The 16858-nt window shown below is 71.2% G+C and carries 15 protein-coding genes; 9 read left to right on the top strand and 6 right to left on the bottom strand.

Features of this window, described 5'->3' with window-relative positions:
• Nucleotides 1-139: 139 nt before the first annotated feature.
• Nucleotides 140-1828 carry a phospho-sugar mutase gene (locus tag AC2DGY_RS11940; protein ID WP_484509905.1) on the bottom strand — a complete coding sequence of 563 codons (1689 nt, stop codon included), beginning with the start codon at nt 1826-1828 and terminating at the stop codon, nt 140-142.
• Nucleotides 1825-2658: a purine-nucleoside phosphorylase gene (locus tag AC2DGY_RS11935; RefSeq protein WP_484509904.1), complete on the bottom strand. Its 834-nt coding sequence runs from the start codon at nt 2656-2658 to the stop codon at nt 1825-1827. Before AC2DGY_RS11935 ends, AC2DGY_RS11940 begins: the two co-directional genes overlap by 4 nt.
• Before the next feature lie 75 nt (nt 2659-2733).
• Between AC2DGY_RS11935 and AC2DGY_RS11930 the strand changes: the two genes are divergently transcribed.
• Nucleotides 2734-4191 carry an NAD(P)H-quinone dehydrogenase gene (locus tag AC2DGY_RS11930; RefSeq protein ID WP_484509903.1) on the top strand — a complete coding sequence of 486 codons (1458 nt, stop codon included), beginning with the start codon at nt 2734-2736 and terminating at the stop codon, nt 4189-4191.
• Nucleotides 4192-4203: 12 nt separating this feature from the next.
• On the opposite strand, the gene AC2DGY_RS11925 is transcribed toward AC2DGY_RS11930, so the two are convergent.
• Both AC2DGY_RS11925 and AC2DGY_RS11920 read right to left on the bottom strand, forming a co-directional pair.
• Nucleotides 4204-5970 (bottom strand): acetyl/propionyl/methylcrotonyl-CoA carboxylase subunit alpha, encoded by a 1767-nt coding sequence (locus AC2DGY_RS11925; protein ID WP_484509902.1) that lies wholly within the window; start codon nt 5968-5970, stop codon nt 4204-4206.
• A gap of 78 nt (nt 5971-6048) precedes the next feature.
• Entirely contained in the window at nt 6049-6705 is a 657-nt protein-coding gene (locus AC2DGY_RS11920; RefSeq protein WP_484509901.1) for a Maf family protein, read from the bottom strand.
• Nucleotides 6706-6741: 36 nt separating this feature from the next.
• Here AC2DGY_RS11920 and AC2DGY_RS11915 point away from each other — a divergent pair, with 36 nt between their 5' ends.
• The 4 genes from AC2DGY_RS11915 to AC2DGY_RS11900 are packed head-to-tail and all read left to right on the top strand — an operon-like array spanning nt 6742 to nt 10987.
• The gene (locus AC2DGY_RS11915; RefSeq protein ID WP_484509900.1) at nt 6742-8022 is read left to right on the top strand and encodes a class I SAM-dependent RNA methyltransferase; all 1281 of its coding nucleotides are present in this window, start codon (nt 6742-6744) and stop codon (nt 8020-8022) included.
• A 19-nt stretch (nt 8023-8041) separates the two neighbouring features.
• Nucleotides 8042-8704, top strand: a complete 663-nt coding sequence (locus AC2DGY_RS11910; protein ID WP_484509899.1) for a response regulator — start codon at nt 8042-8044, stop codon at nt 8702-8704.
• Nucleotides 8697-9953 carry a sensor histidine kinase gene (locus AC2DGY_RS11905; RefSeq protein ID WP_484509898.1) on the top strand — a complete coding sequence of 419 codons (1257 nt, stop codon included), beginning with the start codon at nt 8697-8699 and terminating at the stop codon, nt 9951-9953. Before AC2DGY_RS11910 ends, AC2DGY_RS11905 begins: the two co-directional genes overlap by 8 nt.
• Nucleotides 9950-10987 (top strand): hypothetical protein, encoded by a 1038-nt coding sequence (locus AC2DGY_RS11900; RefSeq protein WP_484509897.1) that lies wholly within the window; start codon nt 9950-9952, stop codon nt 10985-10987. The genes AC2DGY_RS11905 and AC2DGY_RS11900 overlap by 4 nt, the downstream gene beginning before the upstream one ends.
• 367 nt (nt 10988-11354) lie before the next feature.
• On the opposite strand, the gene AC2DGY_RS11895 is transcribed toward AC2DGY_RS11900, so the two are convergent.
• Entirely contained in the window at nt 11355-11585 is a 231-nt protein-coding gene (locus AC2DGY_RS11895; RefSeq protein ID WP_484509896.1) for an acyl-CoA carboxylase epsilon subunit, read from the bottom strand.
• Nucleotides 11582-13171: an acyl-CoA carboxylase subunit beta gene (locus tag AC2DGY_RS11890; protein WP_484509895.1), complete on the bottom strand. Its 1590-nt coding sequence runs from the start codon at nt 13169-13171 to the stop codon at nt 11582-11584. The genes AC2DGY_RS11895 and AC2DGY_RS11890 overlap by 4 nt, the downstream gene beginning before the upstream one ends.
• A 151-nt stretch (nt 13172-13322) precedes the next feature.
• Between AC2DGY_RS11890 and AC2DGY_RS11885 the strand changes: the two genes are divergently transcribed.
• From AC2DGY_RS11885 to AC2DGY_RS11870, 4 genes are all read left to right on the top strand, one after another.
• Nucleotides 13323-14117 (top strand): biotin--[acetyl-CoA-carboxylase] ligase, encoded by a 795-nt coding sequence (locus AC2DGY_RS11885; RefSeq protein WP_484509894.1) that lies wholly within the window; start codon nt 13323-13325, stop codon nt 14115-14117.
• Between the two features lie 123 nt (nt 14118-14240).
• A complete protein-coding gene (locus AC2DGY_RS11880; protein ID WP_484509893.1) occupies nt 14241-14969 on the top strand; it encodes a hypothetical protein in 729 nt (242 codons plus the stop codon).
• A gap of 106 nt (nt 14970-15075) precedes the next feature.
• Nucleotides 15076-15630: a PH domain-containing protein gene (locus tag AC2DGY_RS11875; RefSeq protein ID WP_484509892.1), complete on the top strand. Its 555-nt coding sequence runs from the start codon at nt 15076-15078 to the stop codon at nt 15628-15630.
• A 50-nt stretch (nt 15631-15680) separates the two neighbouring features.
• On the top strand, nt 15681-16817 hold the full coding sequence (locus tag AC2DGY_RS11870; protein WP_484509891.1) for a 5-(carboxyamino)imidazole ribonucleotide synthase: 1137 nt from the start codon (nt 15681-15683) through the stop codon (nt 16815-16817).
• Nucleotides 16818-16858: the final 41 nt, after the last annotated feature.

The raw sequence follows: 16858 nt of genomic DNA, 5'->3' as shown, positions 1-16858 counted from the left end.
GCGTGCGGCTTGCGTGGGTCGCGGATTTCCGCAGCTACGACCGATGCGGCGTCGGTTCAGACTGAGTACGTGCACGGGGTGGGCGCCCACCGCGCCGGGTCGGGGAACCGAACGAGCCCCAGCGCGCCCCCGGCGGCGGTCAGCGGAGGTTGTCCAGCAGCGCCCGCGCGCCGGCGGCGAGAGCGGCCAAGCGCTCCCGTGCCTCGGGTTCGGACTGGCCGTGCACGTCGAGGTACATCTTCAGCTTCGGCTCGGTGCCGCTGGGCCGGACGATGAGGCGGGAGCCGTCGTCGAGCCGGATGCGGAGGACATCGCCGGGGGGAAGGTCGTCGACGCCGGTGAGCAGGTCGTCGATCCGGGCGACGGGGCTGTCGCCCACCCGCGTCGGCGGCTCGGCGCGGAGGCCGGCCATGATGCGCGCGATCTCCGACACCTCCGACACGCGGATCGAGATCTGGTCGCTCGCGAAAGCGCCGAAGGTGGCGCGCAGTTCGTCGAGCAGACCGCGGAGGTCCGTTCCCCGCCCCCGCGCCTCGGTCGCGAGTGCGAGCAGGGCGATGGCGGCCGAGATGCCGTCCTTGTCGCGGACTGTCTCGGGATCGACGAGGTAGCCGAGCGCCTCCTCGAACCCGTAGACGATGCCGGGTGCCCGGGAGATCCACTTGAAGCCCGTCAGGGTCGCGGTGAAGCCGAGGCCGTAGTGCTCGGCGATCGCCTGCAGGCCGGGGGAGGACACCAGCGAACACGCCAGCGTGGCGCCCGGGATACCGGCTTCGGAGGCGATCCGCGCGGCACGCCACCCCAGAAGAAGCCCGACCTCGTTCCCGCTGAGGCGGCGCCATCCCCCGTCGGACTGGGCGTCGGGGATGGCCACGGCCAACCGGTCGGCATCGGGATCGTTCGCCAGCACGAGTTCGGCACCGGAGCCGCGTGCGGTGTCGAAGGCCAGGTCCATCGCTCCCGGCTCTTCGGGATTGGGGAAGGCCACCGTGGGGAACGCGGCGTCCGGCTGGATCTGCTCATCCACGACGGTCGGTTCGGGGTACCCGGCGGCCGTGAGGATGCTGCGGAGGGTCTCCCACCCGACGCCGTGCATCGCGGTGTAGACCCAGGTGAGGCCTTCCGCCGCCGCGGCGGCCGGCGCCACGGCGGCGGTCGCCGCGATGTAGGCCTCCACGACCTCCTCCGGCGCGTTGGCGTAGCCGACCGAGCGCGGGATCGTTCCGATGTCGCCGCGGTCGGCGACGGCCTGGATGTGGGCGGCGATCTCGGAATCGGCGGGGGAGACGATTTGCGCGCCGGCGTCCTCACCGCCGAGGTACACCTTGTATCCGTTGTCTTCGGGCGGGTTGTGGCTGGCGGTGACCATGACCCCTGCGGCAGCGCCGAGATGACGTACCGCGAACGCGAGGACCGGGGTGGGCAGCATCCGCGGCAGCAGCACGGCGTGAAGGCCCGCTCCCGCGAAGATCTCCGCCGACTCGCGCGCGAACACGTCGGAGTTGCGGCGCCCGTCGTATCCGACCACGACGAGCGGCGTCGCCCCGCCGGACGCGCGTTCGACGAGGTAGGCCGCGAGGCCCGCGGCGGCCTGGGCGACCAGGACGCGGTTCATGCGATTCGGCCCGGCACCCAGCGCCCCGCGGAGGCCGGCCGTGCCGAACGCGAGCCGGTGCGAGAAGCGGTCGACGAGATCCGATGCCGCCGCGGCGTCGTCGCCCTCGGCGCGCTCGATGAGCTCCTCCAGTTCGCGGCGGGTCTGGGGGTCGGGGTCCTGCGCCAGCCACGCCCGGGCGGAGGCGATCAGTTCGTCGGGGAGGCCGTTCACAGCGCCTCGATGATCCGGGCCAGGAGCGAAGAGATCACCGGTTCGGCCTCGCGGCCTGCCTCGAGGACCTCCGCGTGGCTCAGGGGGGTCTTCTGGATGCCCGCGGCGAGGTTGGTGATGAGTGACATCCCGAGGATCTCCATCCCGGCCTGGCGGGCGGCGATCGCCTCCAGCGCGGTCGACATGCCCACGATGTGGCCCCCGATGGCCTTGGCCATCTGCACCTCGGCGGGTGTCTCGTAGTGCGGCCCGCGGAACTGGCAGTACACGCCCTCATCCAGCTCCGGGTCGATCGTCCGGGCGACCGCGCGCAGCCGCGCCGAGTACAGGTCGGTCAGGTCGATGAAGGTGGCGCCTTCCAGGGGCGAGGCGGCCGTGAGGTTGATGTGGTCGCTGATGAGCACCGGCTGCCCCGGGTGCCAGGTCTCGCGGATTCCGCCGGCGCCGTTGGTGAGGATCATGGTGGATGCTCCCGCCGCCGCCGCCGTCCGGACGCTGTGCACGACGCGGCGTACGCCGTGGCCTTCGTAGAAGTGGGTACGGGCACCGATCACGAGCACGTGCCGGCCCGCGGGGGTGCGGACGCTGCGGAGCGTGCCCACGTGGCCCTCCAGCGCCGGCTTGCTGAACCCGGTGACCTCGGCGGCCGGCACGCTGGCGACCGTCTCGCCGAGGAGTTCGGCGGCACGGCCCCATCCGCTTCCGAGGGTCACGGCGATGTCGTGGTGCTCCACGCCGGTGAGCCGTGCGAGGTCGGACGCGGCCTGCGCGGCGATGTCGAAGGGGTCGGCGGAGGGGTCGTCGAGCGGGTTCGCCGCGGTGTCTGGCATCCCCCCACTCTACGAACGTGCGGGGCCGGGTGCCACGCGCGCTGCCCCGGCCCAGTACGCGACAGAATGGATGCCATGTCCCTCAGCTTCGAGCGCACCCAGAGCGTCGCCATCCTCGGCGGCGGACCCGGCGGCTACGAGGCGGCGCTCGCCGCCGCTCAGCTCGGAGCGGAGGTGACGGTCATCGAGCGCCAGGGCATCGGTGGGGCGGCCGTGATCACCGACGTCGTCCCGTCCAAGACGCTGATCGCCACGGCCGACGCGGCGGTGGCGGTGCAGGGTGCCAGCGATCTCGGCGTGCAGCTGTTCGCGAAGGGCGGCGACGGCCGGCCCCTGTCTGCGCAGGTCGCCGTCAACATCGCGGCCGTCAACCGCCGCGTGCTCGCGCTGGCCCGTCAGCAGTCCGACGACATGCGGGCGTCGCTGGTGGAAGCGGGAGTCCGGATCATCGCGGGCCAGGGGCGCCTGGACGGCGACTCCGCCGTCATCGTGTCCACCGAGGCCGGCGGCGCCGACTTCGACCGCGTCGAGGCCGACACCCTGGTGGTGGCGGTCGGGTCCTCCCCGCGGGAGCTCCCCTCCGCGCGACCCGACGGGGAGCGCATCCTCACGTGGACGCAGCTGTACGACATGAAGGCCCTCCCCAAGCACCTCATCGTCGTGGGGTCGGGGGTCACCGGCGCGGAGTTCGCGTCGGCGTACATGAACCTCGGGTCTCAGGTGACGCTCATCTCCAGCCGCGACCAGGTGCTCCCCGGTGAAGACACGGATGCCGCGGCCGTGCTGGAGAAGGTCTTCAAACGGGGCGGCATGACCCTGCTGTCGAAGTCGCGGGCGCAGAGCGTGGTGAACACCGGCGAGGGTGTCGTCGTGACCCTCTCGGACGGCCGCACCATCGAGGGGAGCCACTGCCTCATGGCCGTCGGCGCGGTGCCGAACACCGCGGGCATCGGGCTGCAGGAGGCCGGCGTGCAGTGCGCCGACTCCGGACACATCCGCGTGAACCGGGTAGCGCGCACCTCGGTGCCGAACGTCTACGCCGTGGGAGACTGCACGAACTTCGTGCCGCTCGCTTCGGTCGCGTCGATGCAGGGTCGCACCGCGATCTTCCACGCGCTCGGCGACACCGTCATCCCGCTCGAGCGCCGCCGCATCACCGCCAACATCTTCACCGCCCCGGAGATCGCGTCGGTGGGGTTCTCGGAGCAGGACGTCACCGAAGGGCGCGTCGACGGGGTCGTGCGCAGGCTCCCGCTGTCGGCGAACCCGCGCGCGAAGATGCAGGGCATCAGGGACGGATTCGTGAAGATCATCGCCCGGCAGGGGAGCGGCACCGTAATCGGCGGGGTCATCGTCGGACCGCGCGCGTCGGAACTCATCTACCCGCTGGCCATCGCGGTGGAGCGGCGCCTCACGGTCGACCAGGTCTCCCGGGTATTCGCGGTCTACCCGTCGCTGTCGGGGAGCATCACCGACGCCACGCGGGCGATGCACATCGTGGAGCGCAACGACGCCCCGGAGCCCGACGCCTGACCGGTCGGCGGTTCAGGAGATCGTCAGCAGCAGGTGACCGGCGGCCACCGTCGTGCCGGGAGCTGCGTCGATGCCGCCGACGACACCGTCCTTGTGCGCCGGGATGGGCTGCTCCATCTTCATCGCCTCCAGCACCACGACGAGGTCTCCCTTGACGACGATCTGACCGTCGGCTACGGCGACCTTGACGATGGTGGCCTGCATCGGTGCCTTCACCGCGTCACCGGTGGCCCCGCCGACGGCGGATGCGGCGTGCGAACGCCGTGAGGGCGGTACGGCGGCGGGGCGCCCCGCCGCCGTCCCCGAGGAGGCGATGCGCTCGGGCAGGTTGACTTCGAGGCGCTTTCCGCCGACCTCGACCACGACGGTGTGCCGGGGGGAGGGGGCGGTGGGCGGCTCGAGTTCGCCGTCCCATGCGGGGATGTCGTTGTGGAACTCCGTCTCGATCCACCGCGTGAAGACGCCGAACGACCCGTCCTCGGCGGTGAAGGCCGGGTCGCGGACCACGCGGCGATGGAACGGCAGCACGGTGGGGAGCCCCGCGACTTCGAACTCGTCGAGGGCCCGGCGGGCGCGCTCCAGCGCCTGGGCGCGGTCGCGCCCCGTGACGATGATCTTCGCTAGCAGCGAGTCGAACGATCCCGACACGGTGTCCCCGGCGGTCACGCCGGAGTCCAGTCGCGTGCCAGGGCCCCCGAACGTCTTGAAGACGTGGATGGGGCCCGGCTGGGGCAGGAAGCCGCGGCCGGGGTCCTCGCCGTTGATGCGGAATTCGATCGAGTGCCCGGTGGGGGTCGGATCGTCGTAGCCGATCTCCTCGCCCTCGGCGAGGCGGAACTGCTCGCGCACGAGGTCGATTCCGGTGACCTCCTCGGAGACGGGATGCTCCACCTGCAGGCGCGTATTGACCTCGAGGAAGGAGATCGTCCCGTCCTCGCCGATGAGGAATTCGCACGTGCCCGCACCCACGTAGCCGACGTCGCGGAGGATCGCCTTGGACGAGGTGTAGAGGATGTCGTTCTGCTCGGGGGTGAGGAAGGGCGCCGGTGCCTCCTCCACGAGCTTCTGGTGCCGGCGCTGCAGTGAGCAGTCGCGGGTGGAGATCACGACGACCGTTCCCGCGGCATCCGCCAGGCACTGCGTCTCGACGTGGCGGGGACGGTCGAGATACTTCTCGACGAAGCACTCGCCGCGTCCGAACGCCGTGACGGCCTCTCGCGTGGCGGAATCGAACAGTTCCGGGATCTCCTCGATCGTGCGGGCGACCTTGAGGCCGCGTCCGCCGCCGCCGTAGGCGGCCTTGATGGCGACCGGCAGGCCGACGCTCTCGGCGAAGGCGATGACCTCCTCGGCGCCGGCGACGGGGCCGGGGGTGCCGGGTGCCAGCGGAGCACCCACCTTCTCGGCGACGCGACGTGCGGTCACCTTGTCGCCGAGGGCCTCGATGGCCTCGGGCGACGGGCCGATCCAGATGAGCCCTGCATCGATCACCGCGCGGGCGAACTCGGCGTTCTCGGCGAGGAAGCCGTAACCGGGGTGGACGGCGTCGGCGCCGGAGCGGCGGGCGACGGAGAGGATCTTCTCGATCGAGAGGTACGTCTCGGCGCTGGTGGCGCCCTCCAGCGCGTAGGCCTCGTCGGCGAGGCGCACGTGCAGTGCGTCGCGGTCGGAGTCGGCGTAGACCGCGACGCTCGCGCGACCGGAGTCGCGGGCGGCGCGGATGACTCGGACGGCGATCTCGCCGCGGTTAGCGATCAGCACCTTGGCGATTTTCGGCATGGGTGCCAGCCTACTCACGGCACGGGGGCGATTTTTGAGCCACCTGCACAAGAAACGCCGGAGAAGGTGTGGGGGAGTCTACGAATCGACCCGGCGGTTCCAGAGGTCCGTCCACTCGCCGCCCAGGGTGCGGACCAGCGCGCGGACCGTGGACAGCGACATCCCCACCACCGTGGAGGGGTCGCCCTCGACCCGCTCGATGAAGGCTCCGCCGAGACTGTCGACGGTGAACGCGCCCGCGACGTGCAGCGGTTCCCCCGTGGCGACGTATGCGGCGATCTCCCGGTCGGTGATGTCCGACCGGAAGGTGACGGATGCTTCGGCCGCGGCATCCGCGCCGGTCGCCGGCGCCCCCGGCGACAGGCGCAGCACGCTGTGCCCCGAGTGCAGGACGCCGGTGCGCCCGCGCATCCCGCGCCAGCGTTCGGTCGCCACCTCGGCGGTGTAGGGCTTTCCGAGGATCTCCCCGCCGAGGGCGAACATCGAGTCACCGCCCACGACGAACCCGTCGAAATCCGGGTCGAGAGTCATCAGCTGGACGGCGACGTCAGCGGCCTTGCGCCGCGCGAGGAGCAGCACGTGCTCCGCGGCGGGCAGCCGTCGGCCCTGGGCGGCCTCCGCCTCGGCCACGACGGCGTCCTCATCCACGTTCGGTGCGATGGTCTCCGGCTCGATGCCGGCCTGGCGCAGCAGCATCAGTCGGGCGGGCGAGGTGGAGGCCAGGCAGACGCGCATGCTCTCACGCTAGCCCTCGCGTGGGAGGCTGGAGGAATGGATGCCGGAGACCTCGTCGAACTGGAGATCACCGATGTCGCCCACGGCGGCGTCTTCGTCGCGCGGCTGGACGGGCGCGTCGTCTTCGTCGCCGACGCGATTCCCGGGGAGACCGTCCGGGCTCGGCTGACGGACACGCGGAAGAAGTCCTTCTGGCGGGCCGAGACCGTGGAGGTTCTCACCGCATCGGCGCACCGGCGTCCGCACGTGTGGGCGGCAGCGGACGTGTCGGTCGCGCCCGAGGAGCGCCCCGGGGGCGCGGATTTCGGGCACATCGACCTGTCGCACCAGCGCGAGCTCAAGCTGCGCGTGTTCGATGACGCGCTTCGCCGGATCGGCAAGGTGACCGTGCCGGTGACGATGGAAGCCCCCCATCCCGTCCGCGACGCCGCCGGGGCGGTGCTCGCCGAGGAGAGCCCGGACGGCACGGGATGGCGCACCCGCGTGAGCCTGCACGTCGATGACGAGGGCAGGATCGGCCCCTACGCCGCGCGAAGTCACCGGGTCATCCCCACCGCCGACCTCCCGCTGGCCACCTCCGCCGTCGCTGCCGCCGCGTCGCGGCTGCGCGGGCAGGCGCCGGGGCGTGTGGACCTCGTGCAGCCCGCGGACGGCCGGGTGCGGATCGTGCCGCGGCCCGATGCGCCGGCGCGGACGCCGGGGGAGCCCGAGGTGCTGCTCGAGCAGGTCGGCACCCGTTCCTTCCGGGTGGATGCCGGCGGCTTCTGGCAGGTTCACCGCCTCGCCGCGCACAGCCTCACCGCGATCGTCACCGAGGAGCTCCGCGCCGTCGGGGCGGTGGGCGACCCGGACGCCGCGCATCTCGACCTCTATGGCGGGGTGGGCCTGTTCGCCGCGGCGCTCGGAGACCTGGGGGGACCAGCCACCCGTGTCACCTCCGTTGAATCCGACCCCCGTGCCACCGAGTATGCGGGGGAGAACCTCGCGGAGTGGGTGGGTGCGCGGGCGGTCACGGCGCGCGTGGACCGCTTCGTGCGGGAACTGGCGGCGGATGCGTCGGCGCGCGAGCGTGAGCGCCTCTCCCGCGGCGTCGTGCTGCTGGACCCGCCCCGAGCTGGAGCGGGGCGCGAGGTGGTCGAGGGGATCGTGGCTCTCGGCCCCGCACATGTCGTGTACGTGGCCTGCGACCCCGTCGCCCTGGCACGCGATCTCGGCACGTTCCGCGACGCCGGCTACGAGGCCTCCCGCGGAATCCGCGCCGTCGATCTGTTCCCCCATTCGCATCACGTCGAGGCGATCACGGTACTGAGCCGGTGACACCGATAGCATGACGACTATGACGCGAGTCGCCCTGATCGACGATCACGAGTCGGTGCGCCTGGGACTCGAGGCGGCGATCGCTCACGACGAGAGCTTGACGGTCGCTTTCTCCGGGAGCACGGTCACCGAATATCTGGCATGGCGAACCGGCCAATCGGCTTCCCCGGCCGACGTGGTGGTACTGGACCTCACCCTCGGCGACGGGACGACGGTCTCGGAGAACGTCGAGCGTCTGGTCGCCGACGGCTCGAGCGTCATCATCCACAGCGTCGCCGACCGGCCCGCGGCCGTGCGGGAGGCGCTGTCTGCCGGAGCCGCCGGAATCGTCAGCAAGGCCTCGCCCATCCATGAGGTGCTCGGCGCCATCCGCACCGTCGCGATGGGCGAACTGCTGAACAACGTCGAGTGGGCCAGCGCCGTCGAGGCCGACCGCGCCTTCGCCGACGCGCAACTGTCGGCGCGCGAACGCGAGGTACTGCGACTGTACGCCGCGGGGTTGCCGCTGAAGGCCGTCGCCGAGCGACTGGGCGTCGCCTACTCCACCGCGAAGGAGAACATCACGCGCGTGCGAGTGAAGTACGTCGAAGTGGGTCGCCCGGCCCCGACGAAGATCGACCTGTTGCGCCGCGCAATGGAAGACGGGATCCTGCAACGCCCCGAGGGCGACACCGATGGCTGAAGCTGATCGGTCCGTTCTCGACGCGGCGTGGGGGCGCCTCCCGAGCTCGCGCGAGGCGACCGAGACCCTCGGCTCCTTCACCCGCGCGCGCATCGAGCGCGTCATCGAGCTCCTGGTCGGCCCCGGGTCGCTGATTCTCGGCGCCCAGGCGGTGTTCGCGTCATTCGGCCCGGGAGACGAGCGCACCGGGTGGCACCTCCCGCTGGTGCTCGCCGTCTTCCTTCCGCTGGCTGCCATGGTCATCGCGTGCGTCGTCGGCAGGTTCTCACGGGTGTTCTGCGGTCTGTTCGCGGTCGTCTACGTCATCGCCCTGGCCCTCTGGCCGGTCGCGACCACCGGCGGCGCTCAGCCGGTTCCCGCCGAAGAACCCTGGATCTTCTATCTGGTCAACGTCGCGACCGTCGCGACGGTCGTTGCCTTTCCGCTGCCGCTCCAGATCGTGTGGACGGTGGTCACCCCGCTGCTGTTCGGCCTCGTGCGACTCATCCAGGCCGGATTCGCGGAGGAGTTCTTCTTCCCCGTGGGCCTGGACGTCTCCTTCGCGCTGATCCTCGGCGGGGTCGTCGTCGTCCTCGGCTGGACCTACCGGGCGGTTGCGGCCAACGTCGATGAGACTCGGGCGCGGGCGGTGGCCAGCTACGCAACGGCAGCCGCCGCTGCCGCCACCGAGCGAGAGCGGGTGGCGGTGGCCGCGCTGATGCATGACAGCGTCCTCGGGGCGCTCCTGGCCGCCGAACGGGCCACGACGCCGCGCGAGCGCACGCTCGCGGTGAGCATGGCCCGCGAGGCGCTCACGCGTCTCGCCAACGCCGAGAAGGACCCGTGGGAGGGCAGCGACGAGCCGGTGGACGCCGCGCGCCTCGCGGACGACCTGGAAAGCGGTGCGCGCGAAATGGGTGTCCAGCTGCTCGTCGCGCGCTCGTTCGACCCCGACACACCCCGAGTTCCCGGACGCGTGGCGCGCGCCCTCGTGCTGGCGGCACTGCAAGCGGTCGCCAACGCGGTGCAGCACGCCAACGCGCAAGGGCTGACCGTGCAGCTGCGCGGGCACGCCGACCCCGGCGGCGTGGTCGTGCGCGTGGGTGACACCGGCGGCGGATTCGACGTGGACCACATCCCCGAAGACCGGCTCGGCATCCGCGGTTCGATTCTCGCCCGGGTCACCGCGGTCGGCGGGCGCACCGAGATCGAATCCGGTTCCCACGGCACGACGATCACCCTCGAGTGGGACAGCGGGGATCGCTGGTGAGCGTCCGTGCGATCGTCTCCGCCCTTGCCGTCGCCTTCACGGCCTATCTGGCAGCCCGCGGATTCTGGTGGGACAGAGCCGACGTCGACCACCCGTGGCTGATCTTCCTCGCGCTGCCGGTGTATCTCATCGTGACGTGGCTCACGATCTTCTGGGGCGTCGGCCGGCACAAGCCCGGTGCCGCCGCGGTCATCCCCACGCGCAAGGGGATGCTGCCGGTGTGGGTCTGCGCGATCGCCCTGGGCGTGGCGGTACTCGTTCCCAACGCGATCTTCTTCGCCGTGGAGCCGACCTCGCGGACGCAGCCGTTCGCCACGTGGGTGATCGGTGGGATCGGCGCCCTGATGACCATCGTCATGGTCCGTCGGCGGCCGTGGTTCGCCTGGGTCGGACTCGGCGTGGCCGCAGCCTCCGTCTCGCTGTGGATCGGCGTCCTGCCTACCCTGGCCCTCGGAATGGTCGGCTCGATCGTGTGGGTCGCGGCCGCCCAGCTGCTCATGTCGGCCCTGGACCGGGCCGCGAACGACACGGTGCGCCTCGCTGAACTCCAGCAGGCCGCATCCGCCTGGCAGGCGTCGCAATCCGGCCGCCAGCGGGAGCGGCGCGTGCAGGTGCAGCGGGCCCTGCAGATCGCGGGACCGATCCTCGGCCGCACGATCGAGACGGGGGGCAACCTCCGCCCCGCCGAGCGGCTCGAGGCGCGTCTGGCCGAGGGGCGCCTGCGGGACGAGCTGCGCGGCCCGAGTCTGCTGGATGACACCGTGCGCACCGAGCTGGAAGCCGCCCGCCGGCGCGGCATCACCGTCACGATGCTCGACGAGGGGGGCCTGGAAGACCTCGAAGAACCGGCTCTCGCCGGCATCCGCGGCGAACTGGCCGACATCCTGCGGTCGGCGTCGTCCACGCGGTTGATCATCCGGACCTCGCCGCACGACCGGGTGGCGGTCACGATCGTCGGGCGATCGGGAGACGGCGACAGCCTCTCGGACGAAGACAGCGTCGAACTCTGGCACGAGATCCTGCGCACGCGGTGATCCACCCGACTCGCCGGTCCGGCGGGGGAGGGCTCCGGACCGGCGAGACGAACGGGGGGAGGCGAGGGGCGGCGAAGCCGCCCGCCCCTCGCCTGGCGGACAGTTACCCGAAAACCGTCCGCAAGACCGGGACTGGCTGTAGAAGCAGTCCCGGCCGAACGCGTAATGCGTTCCAGCTCCTCCAGTATGCGCTTCGTGCAACGCCCCGTCTGTAGGTATTTCGGGGGACAGGTATCAGCATTCCGGGCGACCCGGTATCAGTCTTCCGGAGGACAGGCGCGCGATGACGGCCGAGACACTCAGCCGGACACCCAGCCGCGTTCGCGCGACAGCTCAGCCGGAGACCTGGCCGCGTTCGCGCGACAGCTCAGCCGGCGAAGCCGCCCCAGCCCCGCTCGCGCGACAGCGTCGCGCGGGCATCGCGCGCCGACACGCGCCACCGGGAACGACTGCGCTCCACCGGCACGACGGCCGCGGCGGCCTCTTCCGCGTACGCCTCGCTCACGACGGCCATGAGGGCCGCGAGCTCCTCCTCGGTGGGATTCCCGTGGCGGACGTCGATCGAGACGACCGGCTCCGGCTCGTGCGCGGAACTCACAGCGGGATGTTCCCGTGCTTTTTCGCGGGGAGGCTCGCGCGCTTGCCGCGCAGCGCGCGGAGGGCCTTGGCGATCGCGACGCGGGTCTGCGCGGGCTCGATGATGCCGTCCAGTTCGCCACGCTCGGCGGCGAGGAAGGGGGATGCGACGTTATAGGTGTACTCGTTCGCGAGGCGGGTACGTACCGCTGCGACGTCCTCCCCGGCGGCTTCGGCGCGCTTGATCTCGCCGCGGTAGAGGATGTTCACGGCCCCCTGGCCGCCCATCACGGCGATCTCGGCGGTCGGCCAGGCGAGGTTGATGTCGGCGCCCAGCTGCTTGGAGCCCATCACGATGTACGCGCCGCCGTAGGCCTTGCGCAGGATCACGGTGACCAGCGGAACGGTGGCCTCGGCGTACGCGTACAGCAGCTTCGCGCCGCGGCGGATGACACCGGTCCACTCCTGGTCGGTGCCGGGGAGATAGCCCGGGACATCCACCAGCGTGACGATCGGGATCGAGAAGGCGTCGCAGAACCGCACGAAGCGGCTGGCCTTCTCGCCCGCGTCGATGTTGAGGGTTCCGGCCATCTGCGACGGCTGGTTCGCGATGATGCCGACGGTGCGGCCCTCGATCCGGCCGAAGCCGATGACGATGTTCGGGGCGAACAGCGGCTGCACCTCGAGGAAGTCGCCGCCGTCCACGATCCGCGAAATCACGGTGTGGATGTCGTACGGCTGATTCGCTGAGTCGGGGATGACGGTGTTCAGCGAGCGGTCCGCATCCGTCGTCTCGAACTCGAACGGGGTGTCGTACACCTGGATCTCGTCGAGGTTGTTGTCGGGGAGGAAGCTGAGGAGGGTGCGGGCGTAGTCGAGCGCGTCGTCTTCGTCTTCGGCGAGGTAGTGCGCGACGCCCGAACGGGTGTTGTGCGTGTACGCGCCGCCGAGCTCCTCCATCCCCACGTCTTCACCGGTGACGGTCTTGATCACGTCGGGACCGGTGACGAACATCTGGCTGGTCTTGTCGACCATGATCACGAAGTCGGTGAGGGCGGGGGAGTACACCGCGCCGCCGGCGGCCGGGCCCATGATGATCGAGATCTGCGGGATGACGCCGGAGGCGGCGGTGTTCAGGCGGAAGATCTCGCCGTATTTGCCGAGGGCGACGACCCCCTCCTGGATGCGGGCACCGCCGGAATCGAGGATGCCGATGATCGGGATACCGCCGCGGAGGGCGAACTCCATGACCTTGATGATCTTGTCCCCGGCCACCTCACCGAGCGACCCGCCGAAAGCGGAGAAGTCCTGCGCGTACACCGCGACGGTGCGCCCGTGGATGGTGCCGGTGCCGGTCACCACGGAGTCGCCGTAGGGGCGCGACTTGTCCATGCCGAACGCCGTCGTGCGGTGACGGACGTATTCGTCCAGCTCGACGAACGATCCCGGATCGACGAGCAGTTCGATACGCTCGCGCGCGGTCAGCTTGCCCTTCGCGTGCTGCTTGACGCGAGCGGCCTCCTCCGCGTCGACCACCGCCTCCTGGTACCTGCTGCGAAGGTCCGCGATCTTGCCCGCGGTGGTGAATGGATCGTGCTGCTCGGTCACGCGTTCCACCCTATCGGCGCGGTGTTGCGCGGCGTTGGAGGGTGCGCACAACGCATCGCGCGTTCGCCTGTCGACTCGGCTGCCTCACACCGGGGCCCGGGAGGGTGTCAAGGACCCGACGCCTGGCCGGCGGGCGGCCTAGGGTGGGGCCATGCCGATCCCCGAGAAGGGCTACCCGCGCGCCGCGCAGGTCAGTCCGCGCCTCCAGGTCGTCGAGACGACCGACTCCACCAACGCCGACGTGCTGGCCGCCGCCGCGGAGGACCCGGCCGGCTGGCCGCACCTGTCGGCGCTCGTCACCACCGACCAGCGCGCCGGCCGTGGGCGGCTCGACCGCACCTGGACGGCGCCGGCCGACACCGCGCTCGCCGTCTCCGTGCTCGTCCGCGTCCCCGGGCTCCCCATGCACGCGCGCGGGTGGATACCGCTGGCCGCCGGCGCCGCGATGACCCGCGCCGTGGCCGCGCAGCTCATCGCCACGGGCAACTCGGCCCGGCTGAAGTGGCCGAACGACGTCCTCGTGGACGGGGGGAAGATCTCCGGAATCCTGGCCGAGGTCATGCCCTCGGACTCCGACGCCGTCGTGGTCGGCGCGGGCGTGAACACCACCATGACGCGGACGGACCTGCCCGTCTCCACCGCCATCTCCTTCGCCGCCCTCGGGCTGGAATGCGACGACGACCGTCTCCTCGCCGATTACCTGCGGGCGCTGGACGAGCAGCTGCAGGCGCTGCTCGCCGCGCACGGCGATGCCGCGGCATCCGGGGTGCTCGGTGAGGTCGAGGCGCTGTGCACGACGCTCGGGCGGGACGTGACCGTCGCCCTCCCCGATGGCACGACCGTCGCCGGCCGGGCGCAGCGCATCGACGCGGACGGCCGCCTCGTGATCGTCACGGGCGTCGACGAGGTGCCGGTGTCAGCCGGCGACGTCGTGCACGTGCGCTGACCGCGTGGGAGCGCCCGACCGAACAGCAGCCTGGGACATTATGACGTGTGAGCGAAACCGAAGCAGGGCATCAGCGAACAGGTGACGGCGTCGGCCCACGGCGCCGACAAAGGGAATGGAGCCGTGACCGGGAGAGATGAGCTTGCGGCTCAGGAGCGCGCAACACTTCCGTCGGTCATGCAGCGCGGCGTGAAGAGTCTCGAGCGAAGCCGCCGGAAACGCACGGCGGTCGTCTGGGGTGTCGTCGTCGCCGTGCTCGCGGTGGTCCTGGTGGGATCGGTCTTCGTCGCGGGTGCGCAGACTGGGTCGGGACCGGCGACCATGACAGCATCTCCCTCGGTGTCTCCGCGTCCGACGCCGACACCGACAGACCCGCAGTCTCCCCTGCCTACCCCGACCTCCGCCTCCGGCGAGGAGCCGGCCGCGTGGGATCCCACCGAGTGGATCGTCAGCGAAGACGGCATGGGCCCGTTGCGCGTTGGGATGCCCTTCCCGGCTGCGGTGGCTCTCATCCCCGATGCAGTGAACGCCTGCGGCCATGCATTCACCAACGAGACCAGCACACTGTGGATGGCGCGGTGGAGTCAGGACCCCACGGGTGCGCTGGCCGATGTCCAGTGGTCTCGCTGGGACGTCACCACGTGGGACATCTCCATGGGGCCGCGGACTGCCGAGGGGATCGGCCTGGGTTCCACTGCAGAAGAGGTGCTGGCGGCTTATCCCGCCGCCGTCCCGGTCCAACGCAACGGTGAGTACCTCCAGGTGGGTCGCATGTACTTCGAGACCCGGGACAACATGGTGCGAAGCATTGGCGTCACCTCGTCGGAGATCCCGTACGAGTACTGCGGATGAGGTGTGGCGAGCCGGCCCGCTCGCGTCCCAGCCGCGGCGACGTCGTGCACGTGCGCTGACCGCGTGGGAGCGCCGCGATGTCGGCGCAGCCGGTGACAATAGGAGGGTGACCTCTCCGACGACCTATGGAGGGCGGCCCCGCACGCCCGCTCCGGGAGCGCCCACGCCCGAAATGCGCGTCGCGCGGTTCCGCCCGCACGCGCGGCGGTTGTTCTGGTCGTCGCTCGTGCTCATCGCCGTGGCAGGCGCGACCGGCTACTTCTACGGCAACCTCCCGGCTCCCTTCGAGAACTGGATGCTGCTGACCGCTGCCGCGGTCGTCGTCCTTCTCCTCGTGGTGCTGCCGTGGGCGGTGTGGTGGTCGCACACCTACACGATCACGACGCGTCGCGTGATCGAGCGCGCGGGGCTGTTCGGCACCCGCCGCAGCGAGCTGCCGCACATGCGCGGATACACGATCCAGGTGCGCCGTGGTCCGCTGCAACGGCTGTGGGGCGCGGGCACCCTCATCCTGTCCAACGGCATGGACGCTCCGCTGCGGCTGCGGAACGTTCCCAACGCCGAGCTCGTGCACGAGGTGCTCGTCGACCAGGTCGAGGTCAACCAGATCCTCGCGCACCGCGACTCGCAGCCCACCACCTTCCCGACGCCGTCCGCCTGAGGTCACCGCGGCCCGGGCTGCGGGATGATGGGAGCGACGGAAGGGGAACCATGACGATGCGAGTGGGGATCATCGGCGGCGGACAGCTGGCCAGGATGATGATCGCGCCGGCGGTCGAGCTGGGACTGGACGTCCGCGTCCTCGCCGAAGAGCCGGGGATGTCGGCATCCCTCGCCGCCACCGCGACGGGCGACTATCACGACGCCGAGACGGTGCTCGCCTTCGCGCGTGACGTCGACGTGATCACCTTCGACCACGAACACGTTCCCCAGGACGTCCTCGCCGCCCTCGTCGACGCCGGAGTGCCGGTGCATCCGGGGCCGGCGGCGCTGGGCGTCGCGCAGGACAAGATCGTCATGCGCCGGCGCATGGCGGAACTCGGGGCGCCGCAACCCGACTGGGCGGCGGTGGCGGACGAGACGCAGCTTCAGGAGTTCCTCGACGACCACGGCGGTCGCGCCGTCGTGAAGACCCCGCGGGGCGGCTACGACGGCAAGGGCGTGCGCGTCCTGTCGGCCGCGCACGAGGCGCAGGACTGGTTCGCCGTGCTCGCCGAGGATGCCCGAGGGGGCGAACTGCTGGTCGAGGAACTCGTGGACTTCTCCCGCGAACTCGCCCAGCAGGTCGCACGCCGCCCGTCGGGCGAAATGGCCGTCTATCCCGTTGTCGAGACCGTTCAGCGCGGCGGCGTGTGTGCCGAGGTCGTCGCCCCCGCACCCCGGGGGGACGGCCGGCTCGCGCGGGCCGCTGCCGACCTCGGCGTCGCGATCGCGGAAGGGCTCGGGGTGACCGGGATGCTCGCCGTGGAGCTGTTCGAGACCACGGATCAGCGCATCCTCGTGAACGAACTCGCGATGCGGCCGCACAACAGCGGTCACTGGACGCAGGACGGCGCCGTCACCAGCCAGTTCGAGCAGCATCTGCGGGCCATCCTCGACCTTCCGCTGGGCGCCACGGACGCCGTGGCGCCGTGGTCGGTCATGGTGAACATCCTCGGCGGCCCGGCCGAGGACGGACTGGACACGCGGTTCGCCGCAGCCATGGCGGAGCATCCGAACGCCAAGATCCACACGTACGGCAAGGCCCCCCGGCCGGGCCGCAAGGTGGGTCATGTCAACGTCGCCGGCTTCGACCTCGACGACGTCGTCTACCAGGCGCGGGCGGCAGCAGCGTTCTTCCTCGACTGAGGCCGCGCCGTTGCGGCGATCTCGCAGACAACCGCCCTAGC

Source organism: Microbacterium sp. Z6_144 (assembly GCF_057197625.1).
This window is presented reverse-complemented; position numbering and strand designations above follow the sequence as displayed.